Here is a 21,045-nt window from a genome sequence, read left to right on the forward strand (position 1 = left end):
AAACGCGCATGCACCCGCTGTCACCAGCAGGTGCACACTCGTTGTCGTTACTAAGTCCTACTTGGTTGCCACGGCGTTCTCGTGGACTTCGGTCGAGTGCTTACCCGAACCCCAGCCGACGTGCGCCTCGGCGCGCATCCGCTCGACCATGTGCGGGTAGTGCAGCTCGAACGCCGGACGCTCGGACCGGATCCGCGGCAGCTCGTAGAAGTTGTGCCGCGGCGGCGGGCAGGTGGTCGCCCATTCGAGCGAGTTGCCGTAGCCCCACGGGTCATCCACGGTGACGACCTCGCCGTAGCGGAAGCTCTTGAAGACGTTCCAGACGAACGGCAGCATCGAGGCGCCGAGGATGAACGCGCCGATGGTGGAGATGGTGTTCAGCGTGGTGAAACCGTCGCTGGGCAGGTAGTCGGCGTAACGACGCGGCATGCCCTCGGCACCCAGCCAGTGCTGCACCAGGAAGGTGGTGTGGAAGCCGACGAACGTGGTCCAGAAGTGCCACTTGCCCAGGCGCTCGTCCATCATCCGCCCGGTGATCTTCGGGAACCAGAAGTAGATACCGGCGAAGGTGGCGAACACGATGGTCCCGAAGAGCACGTAATGGAAGTGCGCGACAACGAAGTACGAGTCGGTGACGTGGAAGTCCAGCGGCGGGCTGGCCAGGATGACACCCGACAGACCACCGAAGAGGAAGGTCACCAGGAAGCCGATCGACCACAGCATCGGTGTCTCGAACGTCAACTGCCCGCGCCACATGGTGCCGATCCAGTTGAAGAACTTCACACCCGTCGGCACGGCGATCAGGAACGTCATGAACGAGAAGTACGGCAGCAGCACGGCACCGGTGGCGTACATGTGGTGCGCCCACACCGCGATCGACAGCGCGGCGATGCCGAGCGTCGCGTACACCAGCGTGGTGTAACCGAAGATCGGTTTACGCGAGAACACCGGGAAGATCTCGGACACGATGCCGAAGAACGGCAGCGCGATGATGTACACCTCGGGATGCCCGAAGAACCAGAACAGGTGCTGGTAGAGCAGCACGCCGCCGGTGGCCGGGTCGTAGATGTGGCCACCGAGGTGCCGGTCGTAGGCCAGGCCGAACAGCGCCGCGGTCAGCAGCGGGAAGGCAAGCAGGACAAGCACACTGGTGACGGCGATGTTCCAGGTGAAGATCGGCAGCCGGAACATGGTCATGCCGGGGGCACGCAGGCAGACGACGGTGGTCAGCATGTTGACGCCACCGAGGATGGTGCCCAGACCGGAGACGGCGAGACCGAGGATCCACAGGTCGGCGCCGACACCGGGCGAGTGCAGGATGTCGGTCAGCGGGGTGTAGGCGGTCCAGCCGAAGTCGGCGGCGCCACCCGGGGTGATGAAGCCCGCGGTCGCCATCGTGCCGCCGAACAGGTACAGCCAGTAGCTGAACGCGTTCAGGCGCGGGAAGGCGACGTCGGGGGCGCCGATCTGCAACGGCAGCACGATGTTCGCGAACCCGAACACGATCGCGGTCGCGTAGAACAGCAGCATGATCGTGCCGTGCATGGTGAACAGCTGGTTGAACTGCTCGGGCGAGAGGAACTGCAGGCCGGGACGGGCCAGCTCGGCCCGCATCATCAGCGCCATCAGACCACCGATGAGGAAGAAGCTCATCGCGGTCACCAGGTACATGACCCCGAGCACCTTGGGGTCGGTGGTGGTGACCATCTTGTAGAGATACGAACCCTTCGGCCCGGTCCGTGCCGGATACGGCCGAGTCGCTTCCAACTGCTGGACTGGCTGGGGCTCTACCGCAGTCACTGATCCTCCTGAAGGTGCCTTTAGGTTCGCTCCGCAGGCTCCGCTGCTTGCATCCATCCCCGTGTCGGAACAGACGACAGTTCGCTTGCGCTTCTGGAATCGTAAACCGTGCTGCCGCAGCAATCCGCACGGGTCCTACTCTGTGTCGTATTTCGTTGGTCGGGGTCGGACCGACGGCAGCGATGAGTTTCGTTCGCGGCAGGCGTCTATATCGGTGACCAGTGTTCCACCCCAGCCCAGGAGACCAGCCATGACAGACCAGAACCAGCCCAAGCCCGGCGATCCCTGCTGGGTCGATCTCTACACCTCCGATCTCGACCGCAGCATCGCCTTCTACGGCGAGCTGTTCGGCTGGACCGCCGACCGCGCCGGCGCGGAGTTCGGCGGCTACGTCACGTTCCGGCGGAACGGGCTCGCGGTCGCGGGCGCGATGGGGCACACCGAGGGGGACGCCGACGCGCCCGAGCAGTGGACCATCTACCTCACCAGCACCGATATCCAGGCCACCACGGACAAGGCTGTCGCGCAGGGCGGAACGGTGGTCGTGCCGCCGATGCCGATCGGCGATATCGGCAGCATGGCCGTGCTCGGCGACGCGGGCGGTGTCGGGGTGGGCGTCTGGCAGGCGGGCACGTTCGGTGGCATCGAGACCCCCGCCCTGGTCACCGGCGGAAAATGGGGCGACAGCAACGGCGTGCCGTCCTGGTTCGAGCTGCACACCCGCGCCTATGACACCGCGCTCGACTTCTACCGCGAGGTCTTCGGTTGGCAGGATCCCTTCACCATCTCGGACGCGGCGGGGTTCCGCTACACCACCATTCACTCGGACAGCCCGATGCTGGGCGGCGTCCTCGATGCGTCGGCCTTCCTGCCCGAGGGCGTGCCCGGCGGTTGGTCGGTGTACTTCGGCGCCGACGATGTGGACAAGACGGTCGCCAAGGTCGTCGAGCTGGGTGGTTCAGTGGTGAATCCGCCCGAGGACAGCGAATTCGGCCGGTTGGCGACGGTTACCGATGTCACCGGCGCCCGGTTCAGCCTCGGCGGGGACAAGGCCTGACGGCATCGGCTCGCGCGGAATTCCCTGTCCGACAGTGGGATTCCGCGCGGCTGCGGTAGACGGGCCTATCGCGGGTATGCGCTGGCCATGGGATACGGCGCGCGGTGGCGCTGACCTCTCCCCCTCCGGCCCCGTCCACGCATGTACCCTCACCCGCATGCCGCTGAGCGCCTTCGTTCGTACCCGAAACCGCACAGCTTCACCCCGATCCGGCACCGCCCGCGTGGCGCGCCGGATCGTCGCCGTCGGCGCGTTGTGCGCGACCGTCGTCGCCGCGGGCTGCAGTAGCAAGCCCGACGACGCGAGCAGCATCGTCCGCACCACCACGAACATCGCCGGTGCGGGCGTGATCGGGCTCGAACGCGACACCACCAAGGCCTGCGCCCTGCCGAGCGCACCCGATCCGGGCAACGGCAGCACCCGCACCGTCACGCACGCCGCGGGCGTCTCCGAGGTGCCCGCCGATCCGCAACGCATCGTCGTGCTCACCACCTCGGCGCTGGACGCGGTGTGCGCGGTCGGCCTGTGGGAACGCGTCGTCGGCGCGGTCACCCTGGACGGCCCGAGCTCGCAACCCGAGTACCTCGGCACCGGCGTGCTGAAGATCCCCGGCGTCGGCACGGCCGCGCAGCCGAATCCGGAGCTGATCGCCGGTCTGCACCCCGACCTCATCCTCGGCGATATCCCTACCGCCACGGCGAGTTTCGACACGCTGCGGGCGATCGCGCCCACCGTGCTGGTCGGCGCGAACAACAGCTGGCAGGCCGAATTCACCGCGCTCGCAGCGGGATTGGGCCGAAAGGCGGCCGCGGAGTCCGCCCTCGACGACTACCGCACCCAGGCGACCGACACCGGTAACGCGATCTCCGCCAATCAAACCCAGGCGTCGCTCGTCCGATTCACCGCCGATACCGACCAGGTGCAGGGCAACAACAGCTTCGCGGGTCAGATCGTCGGCGACGTGGGTGTGCAGCGCCCGACCGCCCAGCGCGGCCCCTCCTTCGACGTCACCCCGGATCAGTTCGCCACCAAGGTGGAGGGCGACCTGATCTACGTGATCCTGGCCGGTGAAAAGGGCAAGGAGCGCGGTGAGCAGGTGATGCGCACCGACGACTGGAAAGACCTCGGCGCCGCGACCGACAAACGCGTCTTCGCCGTCGAGGACACCGTCTGGCACGGCAACGGCCTGGTCGCCGCCCGCGCGCTGCTCGCCGATCTGAACGGCACGCTCAACGGGTTCGTCACCGACTGAGCTAGCTCCCCGGAGGTACCCCCAGGGTGGAATTTCCCCACCCTGGGAGGGACAACCACCAGCGCTTGGGTTGCTGTCGAAGTTCTCCCTCGTAGACGAGATTTAGAGGTACGCAAAACAACCTCTTCACCGAGACTTCGAGGGACACCACAATGCATACGCTGACCGAATCGCTCGCCGACAACCTCCGCCTGCTGCCGCTCGCGCGGCCCGTCGCCGAGGTCGATCCGAACGCGGTCGTAGTGTCCACCGCCGACTGCGTCCTCACCTACGCCGAACTGGATCGCTGGTCCAACCGGCTGGCCAGGCTGCTGCTCGGGATCGGCGCGGGCGCCAACACCCGGGTCGCCATCGCCATCACCGACGACATCGAGTCCGTGGTCGCCGAGCGGGCCATCGTCAAGATCGGCGCCATGCCGGTACCGGCCGCCGCGGACGGCACGTTCATGCTGGGCACCACCCTCGGCGTGACCACCAAGGCGCAGCGCGCCGAGCTCACCGACGCGATCTCCTGGCTGGTGCTGGACGATCGCTCGACCCTGCAGCGCTACCTCGCAGGCTCCGACGCACCGCTCACCGAAGCCGACCAGCTGCCCTTGTCGGCCTGATCCCCCGGGCGCACCCGACGACATTCGGGCGCGCCCGGCGGCATGTTTGCCGCACTTGTCGGCAATCGGCATCGGTGCACACGTCATCGGTTCAGAATGAATCCTGTCGCGAGCTGTGCGGCAGGGTACTACCACTACCGCAGTGGCTGGCGGCGGTCACTCCGCGGCAGCTGCGGGCGGTAAGAACGTAGGACTATTCATGCAACAGCCTCTCCCCTCGCCCCTAGAGACCGGCGGAGCTCTGCCCGAAGGCGCCTTCGCGCTGTCGGCGGCCCAGCGCGGCATCTGGTTCGCCCAGCACATCGCGGGCGACACTCCGATTTCCATCGCCCAGTACGTCGAGTTGAGCGGACCGATCGATCTCGACCTGCTCGCCGGTGCGGCCCGCCAGGCGGGCCGGGAGTTCGGTACCGGATATCTGCGGCTGCTCGAGGTCGACGGCCATCCGTACCAGTTCGTGGACACCACCCTGGACGACAGCCTGCTCACGCTGGACCTGCGCGGCGAACGCGACCCGGAGGCGGCCGCGCACGCGTGGATGCGCGCGGAGTACGAGGCGCCACTCGAATTGACCAGGGACCGGCTGGTGCGCGTCGCGATGCTGCGGCTCGCCGACGACCGCTGGTACTGGTACTCGCGGATTCATCACATCGTGCTGGACGGCATGGGCGCGCTGACCGTGGTGCAGCGCACCGGGGAGTTGTACAACGCGGCGGTCGAGGGCAAGCAGCCGCCCGCCGCGAAGGCCGAGGATCTGCGCAAGATCGTCGAGGCCGATCTGGCGTACCGCAGTTCGGATCGTTTCGGCGCCGATCGGGAGCACTGGCTCGAGCATCTCGACGGGATGGCCGATCCGGTGAGTCTGGCCGGTCGCACCGCCGATGTCGACGCGCACCCGAGTCGGGTCGCGGGGGCGTTGCCGCAGGAGACCACGGCGTTGCTCGATGCCGTCGCGAAGGCGGCGTCGTCGGGTGTCGCACCGACGGTGGTCGCGGCGTTCGGTGCGTATCTCGCCGCGATGACCGGTGCACCGGAAGTTGTGCTTAGCCTGCCGGTTTCGGCGCGCACCACGGCGATACTGCGTCGTTCCGGCGGCATGATCGCCAATGTCGTTCCGCTGCGCCTGACCCTGACTCCGGCCACGACGGTCGGTGATGTGATCCGCGCGGCGCAGGGCGAGTTGACCGGGGCGCTGCGGCGGCAGCGTTACCGCCAGGAGGACATCTTCCGGGATCTGGGCTGGTCGATGGACGAGGCCGCGTCGTTCGGTCCGTCGGTGAACCTGATGATGGTGGACACCAGGATTCAGCTCGGTGCGGTGACCGGGCGGTTGAATGTACTGACCTCCGGGTTGATCGATGATCTGTTCGTCAATGTGTATCCCGGGGTGGGCGGCGAGAGCACCCACATCGACTTCCAGGGCAACGGAAACCTCTACAGCGACGCCGAATTGGCGGCGCAGCATCGTCGGTTCCTGTTGTTCCTGCACGCGTTCCTCGCCGCGGGAACGGAGGCCGCGCTGTCGACAGTGCCGGTGGTGTCCGAGGACGAGCAGGCCCAGTTGGTGCCTGCCCGTGGGCCCGCGGGTGTGACACCTCGCACGCTTCCCGAAATCCTCTCGGCTGGAGCTTCTTTCAAGCCTGACGCTGTCGCGATCCGTGCCGGTGCGACCTCGTTCACCTACCGACAGGTCGACGAGCATACGAATCGTCTGGCCAGGGTGCTCATCGCCGCCGGTGCCGGACCCGAACGCACCGTGGCCATTTCGATCCCCCGTTCGGCCGAGTCGGTGCTCGCGATGATCGCGGTGGCCAAGACCGGGGCGGCGTTCGTGCCGATCGATCCCACCTATCCCGCCGACCGGATCGAGCACATGGTCGGCGACAGCGGTGTTGTCGCGGGCGTGACCGTCGCGGCCGCGCGGAAGTCGTTGCCGGACAAGGTGAACTGGCTGATCCTCGACGACGAGGCGACCACCCGCAGGGTACGCGAGCAGGATGCGGCGGCCGTCGGGGCCGCCGAGCGGACCGCCGCGATGCACCTCGACCAGGTTGCGTACATCATCTACACCTCGGGATCGACGGGATTGCCCAAGGGCGTGCTGGTTTCGCATCGCGGGCTGGCGAACCTGGCGACCGGCTCTGCCGCCGGATTCGGCGTGACCGCCGATTCCGTGGTGGCGCATGCGGTGTCGCCGAGCTTCGACATCTCGGTCGAAGAGATCCTGGTGACCCTGGCCACCGGTGCCACCCTAGCGGTCGTGCCGCCCTCGGCGTACGCGGGCGAGGAGATGGCGGAGGTACTGCGCACCCACCGCGTCACCCATCTCAATGTCACACCGACGGTCGTGGGGTCGCTCGATCCGGCGACGCTGCCGGACCTGCACACGGTGATCGTCGGCGGCGATGCCTGCCCGCCCGAGCTGGTGGCCAAATGGGCCGGTCGCACGCTGTTGAACGGGTATGGGCCCACCGAAACCACCGTGACGGTGACGTTGAGCGAGGCGCTCGTGCCTGCCACGCCGGTCACCATCGGCAGCCTCGTGCGCGGTGTCTCCGCTGCCGTGCTCGATCCTTGGTTGCGACCGGTTCCCCCCGGCACCATCGGCGAACTGTATCTCGCGGGTGCCGGGCTCGCACGCGGCTACCACCAGCGCAATGGGCTCACCGCGGGCCGATTCGTCGCCAACCCCTATGCGGCCGGTGGGCGGATGTATCGCACCGGCGACCTGGTGCGCTGGAGCACTCGCGGCGGGCGGCTCGAGCTGGAGTACCAGGGCCGCAGCGACTTCCAGGTGAAGGTTCGCGGTTTCCGGATCGAGCTCGGCGAGATCGATGCCGCGCTGCAACGGCATCCGGATATCGACTTCGCGATCTCCCTCGGTGCCGAGACCGGCTCCGGTGCCACCGCACTCGTGTCGTACGTGCTCCCGAAGCCCGGTGCCGAGGTGCATCCCGAAGCTCTGAAAGCTGCTGCCGGGGAGACGCTTCCGGCGTACATGGTGCCCGCCGTGGTGATGGTGCTCGACAGCATCCCGCTCACACCGCTCGGCAAGGTGGACCGCAAGGCTTTGCCCGCACCGGATTTCGGTGCACGGGCGGTCGTCAGTCGCGCGCCGTCCACCCCGCGTGAGGAGGCCTTGGCGGCGCTGTTCGCGGAGGTGCTCGGACTGGAGACGGTCGGGGTGGACGAGAGCTTCTTCGCGCTCGGTGGCGACAGCATCGTCTCTATCCAGCTGGTGTCGCGGGCCAAGGCCGCGGGCATCGGGCTCAGTGCGCGAGATGTGTTCGAGCGCAAGACCGTTGCCGCACTGGCCGCGGTCGCCACCGAGGTGCGGGCGCAGGTGGTGCACGAGCTGCCCGGTGGCGGGGTCGGCGCGGTCGAGCTCACGCCGATCGTGCACGCCATGCTGGATCAGGGCGACAGTTGGCCGCGGTTCAGCCAAGCGGTGCTCGTCGGCCTGCCCGTCGGCACCACGCGTGCGCAACTCGTCGCGGCGGTGCAGGCCTTGCTCGACCATCACGATCTGTTGCGTTCCGCGCTGCGGCATGGTGACGACGGCTGGGAATGGACGGTGGCCGACCGCGGTGCCATCGATGCCGAATCACTGGTGGAGGCCGTCGCGGCCGGAGCAGACATCGAGGAGACGCGCGAGCGCCAATTGCAGCGCGCCGCAGACCTGCTCGACCCGGCGGCCGGTGTGGTCGCGCGCTTCGTGCTCATCGAGGAGGCCGAGCCCGTGCTGTGGCTCGTGCTGCATCACCTGGTGACCGATGGTGTGTCCTGGCGCATCCTGCTGCCGGATCTGGCCACCGCCGCCATGGGCGGCACGCTCGCTCCGGTCGGCACCTCGTTCCGGCGCTGGGCCCACGGCCAGGCCGAGCAGGCCGCGAACCGTGCCGTCGAACTGCCGCTCTGGCAAGGCCTCCTGGCGACACCCGACCCGGCGCTCGGTACCGACCTCGCCGATCCGGCCGTCGATGTCGTCGCGACCATGGCGCACCACCAGACCGTGATCGATCCGGCGATCGCGCAGACCGTGCTCAGTACTGCGCCTGATCGATTCCATTGCGGCGCCGACGATGTGCTGCTTGCCGCGCTCGCGATGGCGGTCGGCCGGTGGCGTGGGCAGACCGCGACGCTGTTCACGCTGGAGGGGCACGGACGCGCGGAGGAGATCCTGCCCGGCGCCGATGTCGCGCGCACGGTGGGCTGGTTCACCAGCGTGTATCCCGTGGCGGTCGATCTGGCGGGTATCGATCTCGCCGACGCGTTCGCCGGTGGTCCGGCGGCGGGCACCGCCATCAAGGCCACCAAGGAACAGCTGCGAATGGTGCCGGACAAAGGCATCGGCTTCGGCATGCTGCGCTACCTCGCCGCCGAAACCGCTGCGGCACTTGCCGACAGCCGGATCCCGCAGATCAGCTTCAACTACCTCGGCCGGGCGAACACCGGCGCGGAAACCGGACCCTGGTTGCCGCAACGCTTCGCGGCCACGCAGGACGATCGGGCCCCGCTCGCCGCCGTTGTCGACATCAACGCGGTCCTTACCGACGCGGGCTTGGAAGTGACCTGGGCCTACGCATCTCGGCTGCTCGACGCGGACGACGTCACCCAGCTCGCCGAGCTCTGGTCCGAGGCGCTGCGAGCCCTCGCCGAGCACACCGAAACCGCGGGCTCGGGCGGCCGCACCCCGTCCGACTTCGACCTGGTCCCGGTGACTCAACAGCAGATCGACACGTGGGAACACGGCTATTCGAATCTCGCTGATGTGTGGCCGCTTTCGCCGCTGCAGTACGGCCTACTGTTCCACGCGCTGTACGACTCCGATACCGCCGACGGTTACACCGTGCAGTCGCTGCTGACCCTGGCGGGCACCGTCGACGCGTCCCGGTTGCGCACCGCCGCACAGGCATTGGTGGCCCGCCACGAGAACCTGCGGGTCGCCTTCGTGGAGACAGACGACGGTCCTCGTCAACTCGTCCTGGCGGCCGCCGAAATCCACTGGCAGGACATCGACCTGACCTCCATTGCCGACCCGGAGGCACGGCAGCGAGAACTCGACCGGGTGATCGCGCTGGACGCCCGCACCCGATTCGAGCTCACCCGGCCACCGCTGATCCGCTTCACCCTGATCCGGACCGCCGCAGACGCGTACCAGTTCGTGCTCACCAATCACCATCTGGTGCTTGACGGTTGGTCGACGCCGCTGCTGGTGCGTGAACTGCTCGCGCTCTACGTCACCTCGGGCGACGCGTCCGCGCTGCCGCCCGCACACTCCTATCGCGAGTTCCTGGCGTGGTTGGACGACCGGGACGACGCCGAATTGATTGCCGCCTGGGCGGAATCGCTGGCCGGTATCGATACCCCGACCCGCGCGGTACCCACCCTGGCGGGCATCGAGTCGACCGAGACCGGGATGGTGTCCACCGACCTGTCCGCCGACACCGTCGCCCGGTTGGAATCGACCGCCCGCGAATCCGGTGCCACGGTCAACACACTCGTGCAGGCGAGCTGGGCGATGCTGCTCGCCATGCTCACCGGGCGCACCGATGTGGTGTTCGGCGGTACGGTCTCCGGTCGGCCACCGGAGCTGGCCGGTGTCGAAGAGATGGTCGGCCTGTTCATCAACACCCTGCCGGTGCGGGTGCGACTCGACCCGGCGGAGAAGGTGGTCGACCTGCTCGCCCGCCTGCAAGCCGAGCAGGCGCGGCTGATGGATCACCAGCACGTCGGGCTGGCCGCGATCCACCAAGCCGTCGGCCTTGCCGAATTGTTCGACACCCTAACCGTTTTCGAGTCCTATCCGATCGACCGCGAGGCCCTCTCCCAGGCCCTGGATATCGCGGGCATGCGGGTGCTCGATGTCGAAGGCACCGACGCGACGCCATATCCGTTGAACCTCATGGTCATTCCGCTGCGCGGCACGGACGGCCACGACACCCTGCGGGTCAGCTTGAAGTTCATGGCCGATCAGCTGGATCCCGCTGCGGCGCAACCACTGCTGGATCGCTTCGTCGGGCTACTCACTCAGCTCGCCGACAATCCGCGTGCCCTCGTCTCGCAGCTGCAGTACTGCGACGACGCCGAACGTGCCGCGCTGCTGCCGGTGCGCGGTCCCGAGTCGCTGCCGGTGCGCACGCTGCCCGAGATCCTGGCCGCCGGTGCGGCGATCGACAGCGATGCCATCGCGGTCAGCGTGGGCGAGCTCACCATGTCCTACGGCGAGCTCGACGCCTGGTCGAACCGCTTCGCCCGACTGCTGCTGAATCGGGGCGTCGGGCGCGAGGTGTTCGTCGTGCTCGCCCTCACCCGGTCGCTCGAATCGGTGGTCGCGGTGTGGGCATTGGCCAAGTCCGGCGCGGCGTTCGCGCCGCTGGACCCCAACTATCCGGTCGAGCGGATCGAGCACATGCTCACCGACTCGAAGGCGCCCATCGGCGTGACGGTCACCGCGACCGGTGAGACGCTGCCCGGCAGCATCGACTGGCTGCTGCTCGACGACCTCAACACGATCCGCCGGGTCATGACCGTGTCCGCCGCACCGATCACCGACGAGGAACGCGGCGGTCCGATCGATATCGACCAGACGGCGTACCTGATCTACACCTCGGGTTCCACCGGCAAGCCGAAGGCCGTGTTGCTCAGTCATCGGGGCATCGCGAATCTGGTTTCCAACCAGCGTGATTCGCTCGAACTGGATCCGACGGCGAGCGCGTTGCAGGTGGCGTCGCCGAGTTTCGACGCCTCGGTGTTCGAGCTGCTGACCGCGCACGGGTCGGGCGGCAGACTGGTGGTCTCGCCGCCGGACGTCTACGGCGGCGCGGAACTCGAACGACTGCTGCGCGCCGAGCGGGTGACCCATGCGGTGATCACACCATCCGCGCTGGCCACCATGGAACCGACCGATCTCGACCACCTGCGGGTGCTGTCGGTGGCCGGCGAGGCGGCGACACCGGAGCTGATCGAACGCTGGTCGGTCGGTCGGCGAATGGTGAACCTCTACGGTCCGACCGAATTCAGCATCTGGGCGACCGGACCGGCGGAACTCGTTGCGGGCGAACCGATCACCATCGGTGGACCGATCCGCGGCGCGGCGAACATGGTGCTCGACACCTGGTTGCGGCCGGTACCCGTCGGCGTCGCCGGTGAGCTGTATCTGGCGGGGCCCGCGCTGGCCCGCGGCTACTTCAATCGCTTCGAGATGACGGCGAGCCGGTTCGTCGCCGACCCGTTCGGTGCGCCCGGCGAGCGGATGTACCGGACCGGCGACATGGTGCGCTGGGTTGCCGGTGGCGACGGCTATGAGCTGGAGTACTTGGGCCGCAGCGACTTCCAGGTCAAGATTCGTGGTCTGCGGATCGAGCTCGGTGAGATCGATGCGGTGCTGTCCCGCGACGAGCAGGTCGAGTACGCGGTGACGATCGGGCGGGCCGGGCCCGCCGGTGCGACCGTGCTGGTGTCGTATGTGCTGCCCGCCGAGGGTGTCGAGTTGGATACCGAGCGACTGCGGGTGCAGATCGCCGGTGAACTGCCCGGGTACATGGTGCCGGGTTATCTCGTTGTGCTGGACTCGATTCCGCTGACGCCGGTCGGCAAGCTGGATCGTAAAGCCCTTCCGGTCCCGGACTTCTCAGATACCAATCGGCCGTATCTCGCGCCGCGCACGCCGGTGGAGCGGGCGGTGGCGGCGGTGTTCGGTGAGGTGCTCGGCAGCGAGCGGATCAGCGTCGACCAGTCGTTCTTCGAGCTCGGTGGCAACTCGCTCAGTGCGACCAAGGTTGTCGCCCGGGTCAATTCGGCCCTTGGCTCGCGAATCGCGTTGCGGGATCTGTTCGATGCGCCCACCGTCGCGCAGCTGTCCGGGCGGGTGGTTCCGGCGACCGATGGCATGCCGGGCCGCTTCGCGCTCGCGCCGCGGATCCGGCCGGACCGGATCCCGTTGTCGCCTGCGCAGCAACGGATGTGGGTGCTCAACCGGCTCGATCCGGCCTCACCTGCGTACAACATCGCGGTCGCCCTGCGTTTGACCGGCGAGCTCGACGTCGACGCGATGCGTCTGGCGTTGACCGATGTCGTCGAGCGGCATGAAAGCCTGCGCACGATCTACCCCGCCGACGCGGAGGGGCCACGCCAGGTGGTCATGGGTACCGAGATGGCTGCGCCCGCCCTGGCGGTGGTCGAGACCGAGGATGGTACGGCCCTGCGGGATCGGATCAATGCCTTGGCGGGGAACGGATTCGATATCAGCTCGGAGCCGCCGCTGCGGGTCGGGTTGTTCCGGATCGCCACGAGTTCGGATTCGACAGCCAACGGGGCGGTCTCGTCCGGACCTGTGCCGGTGCCGTCCACTGATTTCGGGCCGGTGTCATCGGGGCCGTTCGGCGGCGCCCCAGCCATATCGTCCAGCGCCACCGCAGGTGTGGCTGCCGTGTCATCCAGCCACTCCGGGGATTCGAACCCCGACTCTCAGGTATCCGGCGCTGGCACAACCGGAACCGGTTCGGTGCACGTTGTCGTGCTGGTGGTGCACCACATCAGCGCGGACGGCGCATCGATGGCACCGCTGGCCGCCGACTTGGTCGCCGCGTACTCGGAGCGGGCATCCGGCGCGGACACCACCCGGGTGCCGCTTGCCGTGCAGTACGCCGATTTCGCGCTGTGGCATCGGGAGGTGCTCGGCAGCGAGTCCGATCCGGAATCGCTGGCGGCGCAGCAGGTTCGGTACTGGACCGACACCCTCGCCGACGCGCCGGATGTGCTGGAGTTGCCCGCGGACCGGCCACGGCCCGCGGTGCAGACGATGCGCAGTGCCGATGTCGAGTTCGCCATCGATGCCGAACTGCACAGCGCCCTGGTGGAATTCGCGGCGGCACACAACGTCAGCCTGTTCATGGTCGTGCACGCGACACTCGCTGTACTGCTGGCCCGGCTCGGCGGGACCGATGACGTGGTCGTCGGGACACCGGTGGCCGGGCGTGGCGAGGAGGCCCTGGACGAGCTCGTCGGCATGTTCGTCAATACGCTCGCATTGCGAACGCTCATCGATCCCGGTGCCGGGTTCATCGACTTCCTCACCGCGGTCCGCTCGGCCGACCTCGATGCGTTCGCGAATGCCGACGTGGCCTTCGAACGACTGGTCCAGGCTTTGAATCCGACCCGGTCGACGGCGCATCATCCACTGTTCCAGGTGTCGCTGTCGCTGCAGAACTTCATCGAACCGGTACTGGAGCTGCCCGGCTTGCGGTTCGAGGTGGAGGACTTCGATCGGCGCGCTTCGCAATTCGATCTGACCCTGGACCTGCGCGAGCGGTTCGACGAGACAGGTCCGGCCGGGCTCGTCGGTGTGCTGACCTATGCGACGGACCTGTTCGACGAGGCAACGGTGGCATCATTCGCCACTCGCTGGCGGCGGGTGCTCGCAACCGTGCTGGCCGAGCCCGACGTACGGCTCGCCGATATCGACATCCTCGACGACACCGAACGCGCGACCCTGGTCCCGGTTCGCGGGCTCGGAAGTGTGGGAACGACAACGCTTCCCGAGCTGCTCGCCGCGACCGTCGCCCGGTATCCGGATCGTCCGGCCGTGGTTGCCGCCGGAGACACGACGACCTACCGCGAGCTCGACGCGCACGCCAACCGGCTGGCTCGGCTCCTGCTCGAGGCGGGTGCCGGTCCGGAAACCGTAGTCGCGCTCGGTCTTCCGCGCTCACCCGATCTGCTCACCGGCATCTGGGCGGCGGCAAAGATCGGGGCGGCCTTCCTGCCGGTCGATCCGAAGCATCCGATCGAGCGGATCGATCACATGCTGACCGATTCCGGCGCCCGCGTCGGCCTCACGACGGTCGCCTACCGACCGACGCTGCCGGACAGCACGCAGTGGCTCGTGCTCGATGACCTCGGCCTAGTGGAACGGTGGTCCGCCGCGAGCCCCCACCAACTGCGCGACAGCGAGTTGCCGGGGCCGGTCCGGCTGGACAACCCCGCCTGGCTGATCTACACCTCCGGGTCGACCGGCACGCCCAAGGGTGTATCCGTCTCGCATCGTGGCATCGCTGATTTCGTTGCGGCGCAGCGTGATCTGCTCGACCTGGATGCGAGTTCGCGGGTGCTGCATGTTGCCTCGCCGAGTTTCGACGCTTCGATTCTGGAGGCACTGATGGCGTTCGGGTGGGGTGGCGCATCGGTCGTCGCGCCCGCCGAGGTGTTCGGCGGTAGCGCGCTCGCCGAGTTGATCGACGCGGAGCGGGTCACGCACGTGATGATCACCCCGTCCGCGCTCGCCACCATCGACCCCGCGGAGGCACCAGGTGTGCGGGTCCTCGCAGTGGGTGGTGAAGCGGTGGGTGCCGAGCTCATCGAACGTTGGTGCGGCACCGCCGATCAGCGCGGTCGCGACACCATCGCGCACCGTCGCGCCAAACGAAACCGGCAGATGGTGAATCTGTACGGTCCGACCGAGTTCACTGTTGTGGCAACGGGTTCCGTGCTGCATACCGGCGCACCGGTGTCCCTCGGTCCGCCCATTCGCGGTGCGTCCGCCATGGTGCTCGACGGTCGGCTCCATCCGGTCCCGGTCGGTGTCGCCGGTGAACTCTATCTCGCGGGTCATGCGCTGGCCCGTGGCTACCACGCCAGGCATGGGCTGACCGCAGGTCGCTTCGTCGCGAACCCCTATGGCGCACCGGGCGAACGCATGTATCGCACGGGTGACCTGGTGCGGTGGACAAACGCCGCTTCGTCAGGCACGAGGGGCGCGTTGACGCTGGAGTACCTCGGCCGCACCGATTTCCAGGTCAAGGTGCGTGGCCAGCGGATCGAGCTCGGCGAGATCGATGCCGTGCTCGGTCGGATCGACGGCGTCGATTTCGCGCTGACGCTCGGCGGCACCGGGCCCGCAGGTTCGACCGCATTGGCGGCCTACCTGGTGCGGAAGCCCAACGTAGAGCTCGACATCGCCCGGGTACGCGCTATCGCGGCCGACACGTTGCCGGGCTACATGGTCCCGTCCGCCTTCGTTGTCCTGGACGAGATCCCGCTCACCGCGGTCGGCAAGCTCGACCGGAAAGCCCTGCCGACACCGCAATTCAGTGCCGAGGAGACCGAGTACCGGGCGCCTCGGACGGCGACCGAGGACACACTGGCGCAGATCGTCGCCGAGCTGCTCGGTCGCGACAAGGTCGGTGTCGACGACTCGTTCTTCGATCTCGGCGGCGACAGCATTCTCGCGATCCAGCTGGTGTCCCGGGCGAAGCAGCGAGGCATCAGCTGCACGCCGCTGCAGGTGTTCGAGCACCGCACCGTTGCCGCGTTGGCCGCTGCGGTGGACGGTGCCGGTGCGGTAATGCCGCTGTCCGAGCTGCCCGGCGGCGGCATTGGCGAGGTACCACTCACGCCGATGATGCGATACCTCATCGAGCAGGGCGGACGGGTCCCGCGCTCGGCTCGGACGGCGGTGCTCGAGCTGCCGGTCGGCATCGAGCGGGCGCAGTTGGTCGCCACCCTGACGGCGGTGGTCGACCGGCACGACATGTTGCGCGCACGGCTGGTGAACGACGCGGATGGCCCGCACCTGCTGGTGCGTGAGCCCGGCTCGGTCGATGTCGACACACTGGTGCATCGCATCGAGTTCGACGGGGCTGCCGATCACGTAGATCTGCGCGAATACTTGGTGGCGGAACTGAATTCGGAGTCGAATCGACTGGATCCGGCGAATGGCGTTGTGCTGCGGTTCCTCTGGCTCGATCCGATCGGTGATGGCGGAACGCGGACCAGGGCGGGGCGTCTCATCGTGCAGGTGCACCGCCTGCTGATCGACGACGCATCGTGGGGCATTCTGCTGCCGGACCTGGTGGCCGCTTGGGCGCAGGTGTCGGTCGGCAACACCCCGGTGCTCGCCGAGACGGGTACCTCGATGCGGCGCTGGGCACACGCCCTGACCGACGAATCACGCACGGCTAAGCGAGTTTTCGAGCTCGGTTACTGGCAAGGTGTGCTCGCCGGTGCGGACCCGTTCATCGGTTCCCGTGTGCTGGACCCGACCGTCGATCAGGCACGGACGCTGCGCACCGTGCGTTGCGAGGTGTCGGAAGACGTCACCACCGCGGTACTCGCTACATTGCCCACGCACTTCGCGGGCAACCCCGACGACATCCTGCTGGCCGCTCTCACGCTGGCCCTGGCGCGCTGGCGTGCGCGCCGATCCGGGGGCACCGGCACGGACGTCACGATCCGGCTCGAGGGGCACGGCAGGCAGGAAGACGTGATTCCCGGTGCCGCGCTTTCCCGCACGATCGGCTCGTTCGCCACTGTCCACCCGGTGCGACTCGGGCTGGACGGGGTCGATGTCGATGAGGCGTTCGCGGGCGGTCCGGCGATGGGGACGGCGATCCGGGCGGTGAAGCATCAGCTGCGGTCGGTGCCGGACAACGGGATCGGGTTCGGGCTGTTGCGCTACCTCAATCCCGACACGGCAGCCGAACTGAGTGGGGCCCATCGTCTTCCAGGACAGGTCGGCTTCAGCTACCGCGGCCGGAATACCGCCGGAGATGTCCCAGCCGGGCTGCACGGCCTGGGTTGGACGCTGACCGACGAGTTCGGTGACCTGACCTCCGTCGAAGATCCCGAGATTCCGGTGCTTTCGGAGCTCGAGGTGACCGCGGTGGTGGTCGGTAATCGATTGCGAGCGGACTTCACCTACCCGAAGACGCTGCTGGACCGTGGCGAGATCGCCGAGCTGGCGGGACTGTGGGTCGATGTGCTCCGTGCGGCAGCGGAATTCGCCGGAACCCCGGCAGCGGCAGCCGCTGCGGCCGAAGAGGCAGCGGCGGTCGCGGCCAGCCAACCGGCGCTGGAGGCCACGCTCGGGTTGGACGTGGTGTTGCCGATTCGTCCGGGCGGTACCGAGCCCGCGTTGTTCTGCATCCATCCGTCCTCCGGAATCTCTTGGAGCTACCTGGGATTCGCGCAGGTGCTGCGCGAGGGACGCCCGATCTACGCGTTGCAGGCGCCGGATCTCAGTGGCAACGAACCCTCGTTGCGCTCGATCGAGGAGTTCGCCGAGCGGTACGTCCGCGAGATCCGGGCCATCCAGCCGTCCGGCCCATACCACCTGCTCGGCTGGTCGTTCGGCGGGTTGATCGCGCATGCGATCGCGGCCCGGCTACAAGAGACCGGCGACCGTGTCGGCGTTGTCGCGCTGTTGGATTCGGAGTCCGCCGACGTCGACGACGCGGACGTCGAGCAGCTCACCGCAGGGGCCTTCGTCAACAGCTTCGGCGCGATCTTCGGGATTCGCGATGTGCCTGCCGAAGCCACCGCGAGCCAAGTGGCGGACCTCATCCGCGACCGGCTCGGCGGCCTGACGGTGGTCGACGCGGACATGATCGAGCGGCTGACCGAGTCGTACAACGCGGCGGCGCGCGCCCGCGCGGGGTATCAGCGTCCCGTATTCGACGGCGACGTCCTGTATTTCAGCGCGACCGTGGACAGCTCCGACGCCGTCGGCCCGGACGGCTGGCGGCCGTACGCGACCGGCACCGTCACCAACTACGACATCGAGGTCACGCACAACGAGCTGACCGCACCGCACGTGCTGCCGATCATCGCGCGCGTACTCGACGAACATCTGAAGGGACAGGCATGAATTCCGATCTGGGCGTAGTCGTCGAGGGAGTGGAGAAATCCTTCGGCGCCGTAAAGGCATTGCGCGGAGTCGATTTCACTGCGGCACCGGGTGAGATCCTCGGCATCCTCGGCCCGAACGGCGCGGGCAAGACCACCATGGTGAACGTCCTGTCGACGCTCATCGCGCCGGACCGGGGACGCGCACTCGTCGCCGGGCACGATGTGGTCACCGATCCGGCGGCGGTGCGCCGATCCATCATGCTGACCGGGCAGTATGCGGCACTCGACGACATGCTCAGCGGCTACGAGAATCTCGTGATGTTCGGCAGGCTGATGGGGCTGCGCAAGCGGGCCGCCCGTGCCCGCGCGGACGAACTGATCACCGAGTTCGATCTCGTCGGCGCGGCGGGTCGCCGGGTCGGCACCTACTCGGGAGGTATGCGGCGGCGCATCGACATCGCCTGCGGTCTCGTCGTCCGACCGGATGTGGTGTTCCTCGACGAACCGACCACCGGGCTGGATCCGCGCAGTAGGCAAGGGGTTTGGGATCTGGTGCGCAGTTTCAAGAAGGCGGGCATCACCACCCTGCTCACCACGCAGTACCTGGAAGAGGCTGACGCGCTGAGCGATCGGATCATCGTCATCGACCACGGTGTGGTGATCGCGCAGGGCACCGCGGACGAACTGAAGTCGCGGACCGGCGGCAGTTACTGCGAAGTGGTGCCATTGGATCTGAAGGATCTCGACGTCATCGCCGCCGCGCTCGGATCGCTGCTACCGGTCGAGAATCGGGCCGCGCTGACGCCGGACTCGGACCGCATCACCATCCCGGCGCCGGACGGCGCGAAGACTCTCGCGGAAGCGTTGCGACGGTTGGACGGGGCGGAGGTGGAGCTGGTCGACATCGCGCTGCGCAGGCCGTCACTCGACGATGTGTTCCTTCAGCTGACCGGGCATCTGGCCTCCGCCGACGGTGTCCAGACCGACGCGAAAGCCGTTGACGTGGAGGTGGTCTCATGACCACGGGCACCTGGCTGGCCGAGGCCAGAGCCACCCCGGACCGGGCGCGGCAGTGGTGGGTGCTCACCACCCGGTTGATCGTGCCCTCGGTCAAGACCGGCGAGGTACTGACCTCGATCTTGGCTCCGGCGACCTTCACGGCGGGCTTCTACATTCCGCTGAAGACCGTAATGACGTTCGCGGGCACCGGATTCAGTAGCTACGCGCAGTTCATGATGCCCCTCGTCGTGTTGCAGGCCGCCGCGTTCACCGCCATCTCGGCCGCCTTCCGATCGGCGACCGATTCGGTGGCCGGGCTCAATCGGCGATTCGGGTCGATGCCGGTGGGGCGGCTCGTGCCCGCCGGGGCGCGGATGTCCGGCAACGTCTTCCGGCTGGCGTTGTCGCTGTGCGCTGCCATTGCCTGTGGGTATGTCATCGGGTTCCGGTTCTATCTGGATACCGCGCACACCATCGCGTTCCTGGGGTTGTCGATGCTCATCGGCATCGCGTTGACGCTCGGCGCGGATGTGATCGGGACGGTGTCGCGTAGCCCGGAAGCGGTCACCCAGGCACTTGTGTTGCCGCCCTTGATATTCGGCATGCTGTCGGCGGGGTTGGCACCGGCACAACAGTTTCCGGCGTGGGTGCAGCCGTTCGTGCGCAATCAGCCGGTGTCGCAGTTCGTGCTCGCGCTGCGGGCATTGGCGGGTGACACGCTGGGGAATGCGGGGCAGGTGACGTGGTCGTTGATGGGGCCGTCACTGGCCTGGACGGCCGCGATTCTCATTGTTTGTGTGCCACTGACCATCCGGTTGAGCTCGGGGAGGGCGTGATGACACTACTGGCCGATCGCACCGAAGATGTCCGCACCGTCTCGGAGGTGTCGTCCGCGTCCCTGGTGCGGCACACGCTGATTCAGACACAACGCCTGTTGCTGCGCTGGGTGCGCAATCCGATCACCCTGCTGGAAGCCCTGATCATCCCGTGCCTGCTGCTGATCATGCTGGAAACAGTTGTCGGCGGCCAGATTCGGAAGTTCACCGGCGAGAGCGCCCTCTACGGTTCCGTCCCGATGGTCACCGTCACCGGCGCCGTCTCCGGTGCCGTCGCCTGCGGTGTCCTGCTCGGCCGCGAACGCGAGGCCGGTCTACTCGCCCGCTTCTGGGTGCTGCCCGTGCACCGCGCCTCCGGCCTCGCCTCCCGCATCCTCGCCGAAGGCTGCCGCATCTTCGCGGGCACCCTGGCCATCATCCTCGTCGGCTACCTGCTCGGCTTCCGCTTCCACCAAGGGCTGCTGAACACCCTCCTATTCCTCGCCATCCCAGTGCTTTTCGGCCTGGCCTTCGCTACCGTAGTCACCTCGGTAGCCGTCTTCACCGCCAAAGCCGCCCTGGTAGAAGGCATCACCATCCTCACCTCCCTGATGATGTTCTTCAGCACCGGCTTCGTCCCCCTGGCCGCCTACCCCCAATGGATCCAACCGGTAGTCCGCAACCAACCCATGTCCGTAGCCGTAGACGCCATGAAAGCCCTTGCCCTGGAAGGCCCTTTGGCCCGCCCCCTAACCCTCACCCTCATCTGGTCCCTGGGCGCCATCATCCTTTTCGCCATCCCCGCCACCATCGGCTACCGCCGCGCCAGCAGGAGATGACAGTCGACGAACGGCTCACACCGAGTCGGCCCCGGTAGCCCAAAGGGGT

Annotated in this window: 8 protein-coding genes; 7 read left to right on the plus strand and 1 reads right to left on the minus strand. The window is 67.7% G+C overall.

What is annotated here, in order from left to right:
* Nucleotides 1–57: 57 nt before the first annotated feature.
* Nucleotides 58–1,800, minus strand: a complete 1,743-nt coding sequence (ctaD, locus tag ACQPW1_RS37640) for an aa3-type cytochrome oxidase subunit I (RefSeq protein WP_433657301.1) — start codon at nt 1,798–1,800, stop codon at nt 58–60.
* A 250-nt stretch (nt 1,801–2,050) separates the two neighbouring features.
* Between ctaD and ACQPW1_RS37645 the strand changes: the two genes are divergently transcribed.
* The 7 genes from ACQPW1_RS37645 to ACQPW1_RS37675 all read left to right on the plus strand — a co-directional run bounded on the left by ACQPW1_RS37645 (nt 2,051) and on the right by ACQPW1_RS37675 (nt 20,996).
* Entirely contained in the window at nt 2,051–2,857 is an 807-nt protein-coding gene (locus tag ACQPW1_RS37645) for a VOC family protein (RefSeq protein WP_433657303.1), read from the plus strand.
* Nucleotides 2,858–3,014: 157 nt separating this feature from the next.
* Complete coding sequence (locus tag ACQPW1_RS37650; protein WP_433657305.1) at nt 3,015–4,109, plus strand: ABC transporter substrate-binding protein; 1,095 nt, start codon at nt 3,015–3,017, stop codon at nt 4,107–4,109.
* 152 nt (nt 4,110–4,261) lie between these two features.
* Entirely contained in the window at nt 4,262–4,717 is a 456-nt protein-coding gene (locus ACQPW1_RS37655; protein WP_433657307.1) for an AMP-binding protein, read from the plus strand.
* Nucleotides 4,718–4,916: 199 nt separating this feature from the next.
* A complete protein-coding gene (locus tag ACQPW1_RS37660) occupies nt 4,917–18,362 on the plus strand; it encodes an amino acid adenylation domain-containing protein (protein WP_433657309.1) in 13,446 nt (4,481 codons plus the stop codon).
* Nucleotides 18,359–19,363, plus strand: coding sequence for an ATP-binding cassette domain-containing protein (locus ACQPW1_RS37665; RefSeq protein WP_433657311.1), 1,005 nt, complete (start codon nt 18,359–18,361; stop codon nt 19,361–19,363). Before ACQPW1_RS37660 ends, ACQPW1_RS37665 begins: the two co-directional genes overlap by 4 nt.
* Nucleotides 19,360–20,178, plus strand: coding sequence for an antibiotic transporter (locus ACQPW1_RS37670; protein WP_433657313.1), 819 nt, complete (start codon nt 19,360–19,362; stop codon nt 20,176–20,178). Before ACQPW1_RS37665 ends, ACQPW1_RS37670 begins: the two co-directional genes overlap by 4 nt.
* Nucleotides 20,178–20,996: an ABC transporter permease gene (locus ACQPW1_RS37675; protein WP_433657315.1), complete on the plus strand. Its 819-nt coding sequence runs from the start codon at nt 20,178–20,180 to the stop codon at nt 20,994–20,996. Before ACQPW1_RS37670 ends, ACQPW1_RS37675 begins: the two co-directional genes overlap by 1 nt.
* Nucleotides 20,997–21,045: the final 49 nt, after the last annotated feature.

The organism is Nocardia sp. CA-128927 (assembly GCF_050955855.1).
In the GTDB taxonomy this organism is placed as follows: domain Bacteria; phylum Actinomycetota; class Actinomycetes; order Mycobacteriales; family Mycobacteriaceae; genus Nocardia.